The 12,365-nt window shown below is 71.5% G+C and carries 13 protein-coding genes; 3 read left to right on the top strand and 10 right to left on the bottom strand.

Annotated features, from left to right (window positions below):
• Nucleotides 1–46: 46 nt before the first annotated feature.
• The 3 genes from ACZ6DL_RS12265 to ACZ6DL_RS12255 form a co-directional block, all read right to left on the bottom strand.
• Nucleotides 47–373 (bottom strand): cupin domain-containing protein, encoded by a 327-nt coding sequence (locus tag ACZ6DL_RS12265; RefSeq protein WP_040869925.1) that lies wholly within the window; start codon nucleotides 371–373, stop codon nucleotides 47–49.
• A gap of 198 nt (nucleotides 374–571) precedes the next feature.
• Nucleotides 572–1,078 (bottom strand): dihydrofolate reductase, encoded by a 507-nt coding sequence (locus tag ACZ6DL_RS12260; RefSeq protein WP_466050612.1) that lies wholly within the window; start codon nucleotides 1,076–1,078, stop codon nucleotides 572–574.
• The gene (locus ACZ6DL_RS12255) at nucleotides 1,075–1,902 is read right to left on the bottom strand and encodes a thymidylate synthase (protein WP_466050610.1); all 828 of its coding nucleotides are present in this window, start codon (nucleotides 1,900–1,902) and stop codon (nucleotides 1,075–1,077) included. Before ACZ6DL_RS12255 ends, ACZ6DL_RS12260 begins: the two co-directional genes overlap by 4 nt.
• A 108-nt stretch (nucleotides 1,903–2,010) precedes the next feature.
• On the opposite strand from ACZ6DL_RS12255, the gene cobF reads away from it, so the two are divergent.
• Entirely contained in the window at nucleotides 2,011–2,754 is a 744-nt protein-coding gene (gene cobF / locus ACZ6DL_RS12250) for a precorrin-6A synthase (deacetylating) (RefSeq protein WP_062976713.1), read from the top strand.
• Nucleotides 2,755–2,808: 54 nt separating this feature from the next.
• Nucleotides 2,809–3,678 (top strand): Fpg/Nei family DNA glycosylase, encoded by an 870-nt coding sequence (locus ACZ6DL_RS12245; RefSeq protein WP_466050607.1) that lies wholly within the window; start codon nucleotides 2,809–2,811, stop codon nucleotides 3,676–3,678.
• Between the two features lie 9 nt (nucleotides 3,679–3,687).
• Here the strand turns inward: ACZ6DL_RS12245 and ACZ6DL_RS12240 are convergent, their stop codons facing one another.
• From ACZ6DL_RS12240 to pdxR, 4 genes are read right to left on the bottom strand one after another with little or no spacing between them, the layout of a single operon-like run.
• Nucleotides 3,688–5,196 (bottom strand): carboxylesterase/lipase family protein, encoded by a 1,509-nt coding sequence (locus ACZ6DL_RS12240; protein ID WP_466050606.1) that lies wholly within the window; start codon nucleotides 5,194–5,196, stop codon nucleotides 3,688–3,690.
• 13 nt (nucleotides 5,197–5,209) lie between these two features.
• On the bottom strand, nucleotides 5,210–6,646 hold the full coding sequence (locus ACZ6DL_RS12235; protein WP_466050604.1) for a dihydrolipoyl dehydrogenase family protein: 1,437 nt from the start codon (nucleotides 6,644–6,646) through the stop codon (nucleotides 5,210–5,212).
• 8 nt (nucleotides 6,647–6,654) lie between these two features.
• Nucleotides 6,655–6,900: a DUF2630 family protein gene (locus ACZ6DL_RS12230; protein ID WP_040870021.1), complete on the bottom strand. Its 246-nt coding sequence runs from the start codon at nucleotides 6,898–6,900 to the stop codon at nucleotides 6,655–6,657.
• A 10-nt stretch (nucleotides 6,901–6,910) separates the two neighbouring features.
• Nucleotides 6,911–8,281: a MocR-like pyridoxine biosynthesis transcription factor PdxR gene (pdxR, locus tag ACZ6DL_RS12225; RefSeq protein WP_466050601.1), complete on the bottom strand. Its 1,371-nt coding sequence runs from the start codon at nucleotides 8,279–8,281 to the stop codon at nucleotides 6,911–6,913.
• 82 nt (nucleotides 8,282–8,363) lie between these two features.
• Between pdxR and ACZ6DL_RS12220 the strand changes: the two genes are divergently transcribed.
• Nucleotides 8,364–9,038, top strand: coding sequence for a pyridoxamine 5'-phosphate oxidase family protein (locus ACZ6DL_RS12220; RefSeq protein WP_466050599.1), 675 nt, complete (start codon nucleotides 8,364–8,366; stop codon nucleotides 9,036–9,038).
• An 87-nt stretch (nucleotides 9,039–9,125) separates the two neighbouring features.
• On the opposite strand, the gene ACZ6DL_RS12215 is transcribed toward ACZ6DL_RS12220, so the two are convergent.
• From ACZ6DL_RS12215 to ACZ6DL_RS12205, 3 genes are all read right to left on the bottom strand, one after another.
• The gene (locus ACZ6DL_RS12215) at nucleotides 9,126–9,917 is read right to left on the bottom strand and encodes an MspA family porin (RefSeq protein WP_466050597.1); all 792 of its coding nucleotides are present in this window, start codon (nucleotides 9,915–9,917) and stop codon (nucleotides 9,126–9,128) included.
• A 387-nt stretch (nucleotides 9,918–10,304) separates the two neighbouring features.
• A complete protein-coding gene (locus tag ACZ6DL_RS12210) occupies nucleotides 10,305–11,546 on the bottom strand; it encodes a hypothetical protein (RefSeq protein WP_466051289.1) in 1,242 nt (413 codons plus the stop codon).
• A gap of 5 nt (nucleotides 11,547–11,551) precedes the next feature.
• The gene (locus ACZ6DL_RS12205; protein ID WP_466050595.1) at nucleotides 11,552–12,325 is read right to left on the bottom strand and encodes a crotonase/enoyl-CoA hydratase family protein; all 774 of its coding nucleotides are present in this window, start codon (nucleotides 12,323–12,325) and stop codon (nucleotides 11,552–11,554) included.
• Nucleotides 12,326–12,365 lie beyond the last annotated feature (40 nt).

Below are 12,365 nucleotides of genomic sequence, written 5' to 3'. Positions count from 1 at the left end.
CCTAATGCCCGGCCGGTCCGGCCGCGGTGCGGACCCGCGCGGGTGGCTACATCGCTACGGTCAGCAGGAACGCGACGTCATCGATCGCCTTGACGCTGTGGCGCGCCTTGGGCACCACGATCAGATCGCCTTCCGAGCCTTTCCATTCGTTGGCGCCGCTGAGCAGAACCAGTGTGCCGCTGAGCACCAGCAAGGTGGCTTCGCCCGTATTGTCGTGCTCGGCCAAGCTGTGCCCGGCCTTCAGGCCGACCACCGTCTGGCGCAGCGAATGCGTATGGCCGCCATAGAGTGTCTGGGAACTGCGCCCGCTCGTGGCGATGGTCGCCAGCTTCAGTTGCTGGCGCGCTACCGCAGTCAGCGATTTCTTTTCCATGGACCGCCTTTCGCAGATCACCACAGCCGATGCCGGGCTGGTGGCAACGGCTCGAGGCGTTCGGCCGGACACGCGTCCGGCCGCCGCATATCGAGGAGTATGCCCGAGTCGGCCGCGGAGCGGGCCGGGTTTCACCGGCCCCGGTCCTGACGTCGGCGTTCACGGCCGCACGCGGCGTGGCGCCCACCGGGTTCTCCGCTAGGCGGGCCGCTGCCGGGTGTAGTGCCGGATGCGGAAGCGCAGACCGGTGGCAGAGGTGCGCCAGGGCTCCGGGACGTCGGGCCGCCACTCCGGTCCGATCGACGGCGCGAAAGCGTCGCCCTCGACCGTGGTGTCGATCTCGGTGACGCGCAGGTCGGTCGCGAACTCCAGCGCGGCGCGGTAGATCTCACCGCCGCCCGCGACCCACACCGCGTCCGGGGCGCAGGCGGCCAGCGCCTCGGGCACCGACGACATGCGCTCGGCGCCTTCAGCCGACCAGTCGGGCTGCCTGGTCACCACGATGTTGCGCCGCCCGGCCAGCGGCCGGAACCGCGGCGGCAGCGAGTCCCAGGTCCGGCGGCCCATCACCACGGGATGACCCCAGGTCACGTCCTTGAAGTGCGCCATGTCCTCGGGCAGCCGCCAGGGAATGGTGTTGCGGAACCCGATCACCCCGTCCAGGGTCTGCGCCCAGATGAGCCCGATCGTGCGGCTTTCGCTCACACCGCCACCGGAGCCTTGATGGCCGGATGAGGGTCGTAGCCCACTACTTCCACGTCCTCGTAGCGGTAGTCGAACAGCGTCGGGGCGGGATGCAGCCGCAGCGTGGGGAACGGGCGCGGGTCGCGGCTGAGCTGCTCGGTGACCTGGTCGAGGTGGTTGTCGTAGATGTGGCAGTCCCCGCCGGTCCAGATGAAGTCACCGGGAGCCAGCTCGGTCTGCTGGGCGACCATGTGGGTCAGCAGCGCGTAGCTGGCGATGTTGAACGGCACGCCGAGGAACAGATCGGCGCTGCGCTGGTAGAGCTGGCAGGACAGTCTGCCGTCGGCCACGTGGAACTGGAAGAACGCGTGGCAGGGCGCCAGCGCCATCTTGTCCAGGTCGGCGACGTTCCAGGCCGAGACGATGATGCGCCGGGAGTCCGGGTCGGTGCGCAGGGTTTGCAGCACTCGGGCGATCTGGTCGACGTGGGTGCCGTCGGGGGTCGGCCACGACCGCCACTGCACGCCGTAGACCGGGCCGAGCTCGCCGTCGGCGTCGGCCCATTCGTCCCAGATGGAGACGCCGTGGTCGCGCAGCCAGCCGACGTTGGAGTCGCCGCGCAGGAACCACAGCAACTCGTAGACGATCGACTTCAGGTGCACCTTCTTCGTGGTGACCAGCGGGAAGCCCGCCGCCAGGTCGTAGCGCAACTGGTGGCCGAAGATGCTGCGCGTTCCGGTACCGGTGCGGTCGGCCTTCTTCGAGCCGGACGCCAGCACCAGCCGCAGCAGGTCCTCGTACTGGGTGTCGGGGGCGGAAGCCGGATCGAGCGCGTCGTGAGCCACGTTCGGCAACTCTAGTCTTCGCCGTCGCGCGCGCGGCGAGCCGATCGGGCGCGTCCTCGGCCGCGCCTGGCGACCGGGGTCTTCCGCCCGCCTGGCAAGCTCGAGCCCATGCGCAAGCTCTACGTGATCGGCATCGGCGCCGGTGATCCCGACCAGGTCACCGTGCAGGCGATCAAGGCGATGCGGCAGGTCGAGACGTTCTTCGTGATCGGTAAGGGCGAGGCGAAGCGGGAACTGGTCGACGTGCGGACGGCGATCCTGGACGCGCACACCGACCGGACCTACCGGATCGTCCCGATCGCCGATCCGCCGCGCGACCGGACGCCCGCCGACTACCTGGACGTGGTCGACGACTGGCACGATCGCCGGTCGGCGCTGCTGGAATCGGCGTTCGCCGCGTCCGACGGCGTCGGCGGCATCCTGGTCTGGGGTGATCCCGCGCTGTACGACAGCACGCTGCGGATGGTCGAGCGGGTGCTCGCCCGCGGCGTGGTGCGCTTCGACTACGAGGTGATTCCCGGCATCACCAGCGCGCAGGCGCTGGCCGCGCGGCATCGCGTCGTGCTGCACGGCATCGGCGAACCGGTGCGCATCACCACCGGCCGCCGCCTGCGCGAGGAGGGCCTCGGCGCCGAGAACGCGCTGGTGATGCTGGACGGCGACTGCTCGTTCACCGCGATTCCGGACGCGGACGTGCACATCTGGTGGGGCGCCTACCTCGGTATGCCGGACGAGACCCTGATCGAGGGACCGCTGCCCGCGGTGCGGGACGAGATCGTCCGCCGCCGCGCCGAGCTGCGCGAGCGCAAGGGCTGGATCATGGACATCTACCTGCTGCGTCGCGGCGGGTGAGCCGCCCGCGCGAGAACCGGCCGATTGTCGGTGGGGCTCGGTAGTCTGGACCGCGTGCCAGAGCTACCGGAAGTGGAGGCGTTGGCTCAGTTCCTCCGGGAGCATGCGGTCGGCGCCGTGATCGGCCGCGTCGACGTGGCCGCCCTCAGCGCCGTCAAGACGTTCGAGCCGCCGATCACCGCGCTGTCCGGTCGCGACGTCACCGGCGCGGGGCGCTGGGGCAAATTCCTCGGGATGGAGTGCGACGGGCTGTGGCTCGTCACCCACCTGTCGCGCGGTGGATGGCTGCGCTGGATCGACGAACCGAGCCCGACGCCGCCCAAGCCGGGCGGCAAGAGTCCGCTGGCGCTGCGGGTGCATTTCTTCACCCCCGAAGGAGCGACGCCCGCCTTCGACCTGACCGAAGCGGGCACGAAGAAGCGGCTCGCGGCGTACGTCGCGGCGGACCCGAAGGCGGTGCCCGGCATCGCCCGGCTCGGCCCCGACGCGCTGGAGGTGACCGAGGCCCAGTTCGCCGACATCCTGCACGGCACCTCGCAACGGATCAAGACCGCGATCGTGGACCAGGCGCTGCTGGCGGGCGTGGGCAACGCCTACTCCGACGAGATCCTGCACACCGCGCGGATCTCGCCGTTCGCGAACACGAAGACCCTGCCCGCCGACAAGGTGGCCGAGCTCTACACCGCCATGCGCGCGGTGCTCACCGACGCGGTGCGGCGCTCGGTCGGCCAGGACGCCGCCCGTCTCAAAGGCGAGAAGCGTTCCGGCATGCGGGTGCACGCCAGGACCGGGCAGCCGTGCCCGGTCTGCGGCGACACCGTCCGCGAGGTCTCCTACGCCGAGCGGTCCTTCCAGTACTGCCCCACCTGTCAGACCGGCGGCAAGATCCTCGCGGACCGGCGGATGTCGCGCCTGCTGAAGTAGCGGCCCGGCTCAGGTCAGCGTGGGGACCCGCACGCCCTGCCAAGCGAGTCGTTTCGCCCGGTCCGGGTCGTGTTCCACACGCGTGGGGTAGTCGATGATCAACGTGGACCTGCGAGTCTCCGTGTAAGCGGGCCAGGACGGCAGCGGGGCTCCGGTGCGGGCGAAAGCCAGCCAGTTGTCCTGGAACTGATCGGTGACCGCTCGCAGTCCGCGCCGCCCGCCCGCGGCGGTGAAGGCCCGGCCGACCGGAGTGTCGCCGATGCCGAAGACCGCGATGAGGTCGGTCGCGTGCGTGGCGCCGAGCCCGGCCAGGTGCAGCGCGCGCGGGGCGAAGTCGTAGCGGTAGGCGTAGGTCGGCGCGTGCCTGCTGTGCCCTTCCATGACGGTCAGCGAAGGACGCCAGAAGGTGTAGTCGCCGCCCGCCTGGATCGTGGCCTTCGGCTGGGGGTAACCGGGATACGCCGCCGCGATCCGCGATTCGGCCTCGGCGTCTCGCCCGAGCGCGGTGCGCAGCCGGTCGGCGGTGGTGGGCAGTTCGTCGGCGAACCGAGCGAAGAGCGTGCCCTCGTCGCGGTTCGTGCCGATGATCAGCGGCACCTGGTGCGCGGAGCCATCGGCGATCGCGTCGACCGGGGACAGCGGGAGGAACTCGCCGTCCACCACCGGGCACACGGGAAAGGCGCCCGGTTGTTCCCGCACCACCGCGCCGATGGTGCGATCGACGGCACGGCGGATGTCGTTGGCGCCCGCGGTGCGCAGCACGGTGTGCGCGGTGTCCGGCGTGGCGCCCAGCGCGGCGACACAGCGGCGCGCGAAGCCGCGGGACTCCTCGGGAGTGATCGTCCAGTCGGCGGGCGGGCTCTGCGAAATGGCCCGATGGAACAATCCCTTGGCCGCCGGGGTGGCCAGCAGACCGAGCACGGCGTGCGCGCCGGCCGATTCGCCGAAGATCGTCACGTTGCCGGGGTCGCCGCCGAACGCCGCGATATTGGTGCGCACCCACTCCAGCGCGGCGAGCTGATCACGCAATCCGAGGTTCGAGTCGAAGGGATGCTCCGCGGTGCCGAATTCGCTGAAGTCGACATAGCCGAACGCACCCAACCGGTAGTTCAGCGAGACCACCACCACGTCGCCGCGCAGCGCCAGCCGCGCGCCGGAATACAACCCGAGCGCGGAGGTGCCGATGAGGTAGCCGCCGCCGTGGATGAAGACCAGCACCGGACGCGGGCTCGCCGCCCGCGTAGCGGGCGTGGTGACATTCAGTGTCAGCGCGTCCTCGCTGGTCACCTGGTAGGCGCGCGGCCCGATCCGCGCCCCGGAACGGTGCTGCATCGCCGCGGAGGTGAATTCCGTCGCCGCCCGGACGCCGGACCACGGTTCGACCGGCTGTGGAGCGCGAAATCGCAGGTCCCCGATCGGAGGAGCCGCATAGGGAATGGACCGCCAGCGCAGTACGCGGCGGCCACGGCGGCCGCGGACGATTCCGTCGGCGGTCGCGATATCCGTTGTTGCCACCATCTGCAAATGGTAGCTACGGGCGCCGTGCCTCCAACAGGCGCAGCCAGAACTCGCTCACCGCGGGGAAGGCAGGCACGGCGTGCCAGAGGGTGGACAGCGGCACCCGGCCCACCACCGCGATCGTCGCCGCGTGCAATTGTTCGCCCACCTCGGGGCCGACGAACGTGGCCCCGAGCAGCGTGTCGGTGGCGCCGTCGATCACCAGCTTCGCGTGACCGGCGTAGTCGTCGCGCGACAGCGCCGATCCGGCCACCGCGATGTCCAGTTCGACGGTCTCGACCGTGTGCCCGGCGTCACGGGCCGCGGCTTCGGTCAAGCCGACGGAGGCGACCTCCGGCGCGGTGAACACCACCTGCGGCACCTTGCCGTGATCGGAGCTCGCGACGAATCGCGGGTCGTCCAGCGGTCTGCCCTCCGCTCGTGCCGCGATCACGTCGCCGCACACCCGGCCCTGGTATTTGCCCATATGCGTGAGCGCGGCGCGGTGGTTGAGGTCGCCCACCACATACAGCCACTCGCCGTCGACCTCGCTGGCGGTGAGGTGGTCGTCCACCGCGACGTATCCATCGGGCAGCCCCACCGCGTCCAGGCCCAGGCCCTCGGTGGCGGGTGCGCGCCCGGCCGCCACCACGATCTCGTCCACCTCGAGCGCCGACTCGCCTTCGGGACCGCGCAACCGGACCGTGGCCGGACCGCCGTGGATCCACCCTTCACCGGTGTCCTTCGAGGCCGGGCGCTCGACCGCGGCGGGTTGAGTGCCGAACCGCACTCGCACCCCGGCCTCCGACAGCGCCCCCGCGACCAGATCGCGCGCGAACGGCTCGGCCGCGGCCAGCAGCGCCGAGCCGCGCACCAGCAGGGTGACCTCGGCGCCGAGCGCGGCCAGCCAGGTCGCCGCCTCGGCGGCCACCACGCCGCCGCCGACGACGGCGACTCGGCGCGGCACCTCGTGCAGGTTGGTGACGTCGCGGGAGGTCCACGGCAGCGCGGCGCGCAGGCCGGGCACGTCGGGAACGTTCGCCCTGGTGCCGGTGGCCAGCACCACGGCATGCCGGGCGCGCAACTGCCGCCCGCCGACCTCGACCGTGCGCGCGCCGGCCAGGCGGCCGGTGCCGCGCACGACGTCGATGCGGTTGCTCCGGGCCCAGTCGACCTGGCTGGAATCGTCATGGTCGTGCACGAAGGCGTCGCGCCGCCGCAGCACCGCCTCGACGTCCAGGCCGGTGGCCGAGACGCCCGGCATCGCCCGCGCGGCCGCCAGGACATGGCCCGGCCGCAACAGCGCTTTACTCGGAACGCAGGCCCAGTAGGAGCATTCGCCGCCGACGAGTTCCCGCTCCACGATGGCTGCCGTGCGGTCGCTGCGCGCGACGGCGTAGGCGGCGGCGTTCTCACCGGCGGGCCCGCCACCGATCACGATGACGTCGTAGTCGGTCGCTGTGCTCGACATCGCCGGGCCTACTGCAGGTAGCCCTCGACCTGCGAGACCGTATTGGGCCGGACCCCGTCGGGAGACTCGCCCTGCTCGATCCGCGCCCGGCGATGGCGAAGCAGGTCCCAGGCCTGATCGAGCATCACTTCGAGTTCGGCCAAGCGCTGGCGCTCGGTCTTCGGGTCCAATTCGCCGCGAGTGGCCTGCGAGCGCAGCTGGTGCTCCTGGTCGACCAGTTCCTTGATACGCCCCAAGACGTCCTGTTCGCTCATGCGGACCATGCTACGGCCGGGCGAGACATTCCGCGGCGATCGGTGCGGCCGCGGTGAGCTGGGGCAAGGGCAGCGCGGTGTAACCGAGCGCTACGCCGAAGTGATCACGGCGGGCTCCGAGGTAATACCTGGACAGACCGTCGAGCGCGACGCCACGCGCCTTCCCCGCGGCCATCACGCGACGCTCGGCATCGGCCGACTCCACCGGCACGACGACGTGCGAGCCCGCGTCGTCGCCGAGCACGCCGACGCCGCGGCGGCGCAACGCGGTCACCACCAGTGCCCGGCGCGGTGGCAGCGCGCGGCGCAGCCTGCGCAGGTGCCTGGCCAGATCGCCGTGCGCGGCGAAGGCGACCAGCACGCGCTGCCCCGCCGGGCTCGGACCGGTGCCGGTGCGCTCCCGGTGGGCGAGCACCGCCCCGGCGATCTCCGGAGTGGCGAGCAACCAGCCGACACCGAGGCTGGGGGAGAGGATCTTGCTCGTCGTGCCCAAGTGGACGACCACGTCGGGAGCCATGGTGGCCAGCAGCGGCAGCGGCGCGGTGTCGTAACGCAATTCGCCGTCGTAATCGTCTTCGATGACGAAGATCCCGGCCGCGCGCGCGTGCTCGACGAGCTCGACCCGCCGCGCCGCGGGCATCCGCGCACCGAGCGGAAATTGATGCGCCGGAGTGCAATACACCGCCTTGATCCGGTCGGGCAGCAGGTCCACGCGCAGGCCGTGCGCGTCCACGGGGACCGGGACGACCTCGAGGCCTGCCGCGGCGAAGGCCCCCGCGGCGCGCTGATAGCCCGGATCCTCCATGGCGACAGCATCGCCCGGCCGCAGCAGCGCCGCGGCCAATTCGCTCACGGCGGAGCTGGTCCCGGCGGTGGCGAGCAGCACGGTGTCGCTGCCCGCGCCGATCCCGCGGTGGCGCAGCAGATGCTCGGTGACCGCCGTGCGGAACTCCGGCTCGCCCGCGCGGTCCTTGCGCACGAGCGGGACGTGATCCGCGGCGGCGCGCCAGGCCCGTCGCCATGCGGCCGGGTCGATGGCGTCGACGCACGGCGCCCCCGGGGCGAGATCGAACAGCCGCGGCGCGGCGTCCGGATCGTGGACGGAATCGGTGCGCGCGGGCGCGGCGGCCGGTGCGGTCGTCAGGTAGGTGCCGGAGCCGCGCCTGCCGCTGATCCAGCCTTCGGCGTGCAATTGGTCGTAGGCGGCGGCGACCACGGTCCGGCTGACGCCGAGCCGCCCGGCCAGCGCGCGGGTGGACGGCAGCCGATCGCCGCCGCGCAGCGGTCCGCCGGTCGCGGCGCGGCGCAGTTGTTCGGCGATCTGCACCGCCAGCGGCTGTGCCAGGTCGCGGTCGAGATCGAGGGGAAGGTCCTCCAGCACGGTTCGCTCCCTCGAAGTGGACTGCTGAAAATCATTCGGATTGGCACTTTGATGATGCCATTCGCAGCCCGATGCTGAGTCCATGACCGAAACAGCCGCCCCGCGCACGCCGCTCTCGCCCACGCCACGCAGCACGCCGACCCGGTTGACCGACCGCGCCAGGACCGATCGCGCCGACTTGGACGCGGTACTCGACGCCGGGCTGATCTGCCACCTCGGTGTACTGCTCGGCGGCACGCCGGTCGTGCTGCCGACCGCCTACGGCCGCGACGGCGACACGCTCTACCTGCACGGCTCGACCGGCGCGGGAAACATGCGCGCGGCCCTCGCCGCCGACATCTCGGTGGCGGTGACCTTGGTCGACGGCGTGGTCTACGCGCGTTCGGCCATGCATTTCTCGATGAACTACCGCTCCGCGGTCGTGCTCGGACGGGCCCGCGAGGTGACCGATCGCGACGAGCGCCTGCACGGGCTGCGCGTGATCGTCGAACACGCGGCGCCCGGCGCGTGGTCTCGCGTGCGGCCCCCGAGCAAGAAGGAGCTCGCCGCCACGAAAGTGCTCGCCTTCGACCTCACCGAGGCGTCGGTGAAGGTCCGTGCCGGCGGCCCGAAGGACGACCCGTCGGACATCGACAACGGGGGCGTGTGGGCGGGTGTCCTCCCGCTGCGCCAGACCTGGGACACCCCGATCGCCTCCGCGGACCTGGACCCCGGCGTTCGGGTTCCCTCGGATGTCCTGGAGCGCGCGGTCGGCTGATCCGGCGCGTAGCCCGCACGGCCACTCGCGTTTTCGCAGTGCGACCGGGGTCTGCGCGCTGCTGGACGGATCGGCGCGGTGCGCCGGTCAGAACCAGAACGCTGCGCCGTAACCCGTCGTTTGCGCTGTGGCCCTTTTCGAATCGGCCCGTACGGTGACGAACGGCATGGCCGACGCCGGCGAAAGGCAGCCGCTGATATTCAACGGGGTATTGGTGTGTGCGAAGGTGTAAGGGAATTCGGACTCCCCGTCGATTTCCGCCGCGCCGATCACCGCCGCCGTGACCGAACCGGGGGCCAGATTCACCGCGAGTTCGACGGCGAGGCCCGCCTCGACGTCGAAGCTGGGCTGGATGGCTACGGCGGCGCCGACGCTGACGCTCGGCGGTGTGATCAATTGCAGGGAGGGCATGTTCATCTGGTGATCGTGCATGTTGTTCATCTGGTGATCGGGCATGTTCATCTCCACGGAGGGCGCATCGAAGGTGAGGGAGCCCTCCAGGCCGAAGGAGGGCGCGATCCCGACGCCGGCGCCGATACTCGGTGAGATACCGATCGAGATGCCGTTGGAGATGTCGACCGCGCAGCCGACCAGATATCCGACGACGATTTCTCCCTCGCGCAGCGCCGCGGGGCCGTCGAGAGCCACCGAGAAGTCGCCGGACACCTTCACCGCGTGCACGAACGGAACTCCCGGCGCGATATCACCGCCCGCGGGCACGACATTGTTGGCGTTCGCCGATGCGATCAGATGTAGTCCGCCGGCGTCGATCTCTCCTGGCGCGGCGCCCGCCACGGAATCGGAAACAGCGAAAGCGCCGGTGGCGGCCACAACCACCGCTACGATCGCGGCGAGAGTACGCGAATGCTTTCGGTTCATCATGCTCCAGTCGAGTATCGATGGAATCGGAACTTCATGCGCGAAAGGACTGCACGGCAAATGGGTCGTCGCGACCCCCAGTCGGCCTACGCCGCAGACTTTATCGGGCGGTGCGGCCGACGGCGGTGATCACACCGACACGGCGAGTCGGCCGACCCGACCGATCGCGGTCGTCGTCGGCATTCGCGCGAACCGCCGGTGACCGGCGAGCGAAACCATCCGATTTCATACCAGGTCGCCGAAACTCCCCGCTGTTCGCCGAAATATCACGCGTGTCGTCGAATTCGCCGCGAGACCCGCGAGCCGGGTGCGCGCCCGTGGATACGCCTGCGGCTCGGCGGGCGCGCCCGTGCGGATGACCGCGGCTCGGCGCGTCGCCCTGCGGAATCACCACGCGTCGGCGTGCAGGCCCGCGCAGTTCGCCGCGCGCAGCGCCAGCTCACGCAACGCGCCGGCCGACGCGATCCGCGCCGGGTCAAGGCCGACCAGGCTCAGCACGTAGTCGTCGCCGATTCGGCAGAGGTAGCCCGAGAGACGGGTGCGTGGCAGTCGCGCGGCGGCCAGGCCGGGATGGATGGCGCGAGCGGCGACGCCGGTGCAGCGGTGCGGGCCGAGTCGGAGCAGCGAGGCGGGGAGCGTTCCGATGTTGGAGCACAGGATGTCCCGTTCGCCCGCGCCCTCGGACAGCGCGTAGGCCCAGCGGTCCGGAATCACCTGGAGGAGTTCTTCGGGCATGCCGCTCGGTGCGGACATGCGGTGCGCGTAGGCGGAACGGGCCAGTGCGCGGATCGTCGCCGGGGTGTCGGCGCGGGTGATCGCGATGCGCGTCATGGCGAGATCGTTGTCGACCCGGGGTTCGTCGCGGGTGTCGACGGGCAGGCTGGCTTCGATCGTGTCGCCGGGAAATCCGCTGTCCCGGAGCACGGTCGCGACGAGGTGGATGAACAGGCTGTTCGCCGTGCCGCCGTCGCGCGCCGCCACGCGGTCCCACTCGGCGGCCGGGCATTGCAGGACCGCGCTGTGCGTCGCGTTGCCCGCCTGGCGCGGCTGCTCGTCCCGGCGCGGCACGGCGGGTTGCCGCGGTATCCCGTACCGCAGCGCGGCCGCTGTGCCGCGCAGGACGATCGACCACTGGCGCCGGGCGTCGGCCCAATCCGATTCCCGCGCGGACAGATCCGCCGGAGGCACCCGAGCGCCGCCCAGCGCGTCGTCCACCGCGAGCACCAGCGCGCGCCCGTCGGCCAGTGCGTGCGAGCAGGTGAGCGAGACGGCCGAACCGCCGTCGTCCAGACTCGCGGTCGAAAGCCGCCATCCGGGGCCATATTCCGGATCGAGGCCGCCGCCCTGCGCGTCGGCCCAGTCGAGCAGTTCGGCGACCGGGAGGATGCCTTCGGGGCGGTCGATCGGGTACGCGCGCACGTTCGGGCGCCAGGCCCGGCGAGCGCCCGGCACGCGCGAGCCGATCACCCTGCGACCCAACGGTCCCGAGCGCAGGGCCGCGTGCACCCGTTCCAGCAGCGCCGGGTCCACTCGGTCGGCCGTCCGCCACAGCCCTTGCAGCGCGATCGGCGTGCCGAGCCCGCGGTGGCTGCGCAGAAAGATCTCGTCGACGACGCTCAGGCGGCCCATCGGGCTCAAGCGCGAGCGCCGTGCCGGCCAGCACCCGACGCGAAGCGCGCGGCCCCGTCCAGGGCCCCGCCGGCCAGTGCCGTCAGGCCGTGGCGGAACTCGTTGCGCAGGGCCGACTCCTCGGTCATCCCCTCCTGCTCGAGCAGCGACATCCGGTCCGAGCGCAGGCAGGTCTGCGGCAGCGCGGCCAGTTCCGCGGCCAAGGCCTCCGCGGCGCGGCGGGCTTCGCCGGTGGGCACCACGCGGTTCACCAATCCCATCCGCAGCGCCTCGTCCGCGTCGACCGCGCGTCCGGTGAGCACCAGATCCATGGCGCGGCCCGCGCCCACGATCCGCGGCAGCCGGATGGTGCCGCCGTCGATCAGCGGGACGCCCCAGCGGCGGCAGAAGACGCCGAAGGTGCTGTCCTGCTCGGCGACCCGCAGGTCGCACCACAGGGCGAGTTCCAGGCCACCGGCCACCGCGAAGCCGGAGACCGCCGCGATCACCGGCTTGGACAGTCGCATCCGGGTCGGGCCCATCGGGCCGTCACCGTCCTCGGCGGCGCGGTTGGAGCGCTCGGTGCCGAGTGCCTTGAGGTCGGCGCCCGCGCAGAACGTGCCGCCGTCGCCCCACAGCACCGCGACCGCCGCATCGGGGTCGGCGTCGAATTCCCGGAAGGCGTCGGCCAGCGCCGCGGCGGTCGGCCCGTCCACAGCGTTGCGCGCTTCGGGCCGGTGCAGGATCACGGTGGTCACAGGGCCGTTGCGTTCGACGAGTACGGTCACGCGCTCGACCATACGCCGTAAAAGCACCCTTGCGTGAAGAAATGAATTCGTG

It is taken from the genome of Nocardia sp. NPDC041819 (assembly GCF_055590505.1).
The sequence above is the reverse complement of the archived record's forward strand: the minus strand, read 5'-3'. Positions and strand labels throughout refer to the sequence as shown.

Excerpts from the sequence above, each read along its gene's own strand:
- ACZ6DL_RS12265 (WP_040869925.1), bottom strand. The coding sequence starts at position 373 with ATGGAAAAGAAATCGCTGACTGCGGTAGCGCGCCAGCAACTGAAGCTG.
- ACZ6DL_RS12205 (WP_466050595.1), bottom strand. The coding sequence starts at position 12,325 with ATGGTCGAGCGCGTGACCGTACTCGTCGAACGCAACGGCCCTGTGACC.
- ACZ6DL_RS12210 (WP_466051289.1), bottom strand. The coding sequence starts at position 11,546 with ATGGGCCGCCTGAGCGTCGTCGACGAGATCTTTCTGCGCAGCCACCGC.
- ACZ6DL_RS12230 (WP_040870021.1), bottom strand. The coding sequence starts at position 6,900 with ATGAGCGAACAGGACGTCTTGGGGCGTATCAAGGAACTGGTCGACCAG.
- cobF (WP_062976713.1), top strand. The coding sequence starts at position 2,011 with ATGCGCAAGCTCTACGTGATCGGCATCGGCGCCGGTGATCCCGACCAG.
- ACZ6DL_RS12235 (WP_466050604.1), bottom strand. The coding sequence starts at position 6,646 with ATGTCGAGCACAGCGACCGACTACGACGTCATCGTGATCGGTGGCGGG.
- ACZ6DL_RS12240 (WP_466050606.1), bottom strand. The coding sequence starts at position 5,196 with ATGGTGGCAACAACGGATATCGCGACCGCCGACGGAATCGTCCGCGGC.
- ACZ6DL_RS12215 (WP_466050597.1), bottom strand. The coding sequence starts at position 9,917 with ATGAACCGAAAGCATTCGCGTACTCTCGCCGCGATCGTAGCGGTGGTT.
- ACZ6DL_RS12220 (WP_466050599.1), top strand. The coding sequence starts at position 8,364 with ATGACCGAAACAGCCGCCCCGCGCACGCCGCTCTCGCCCACGCCACGC.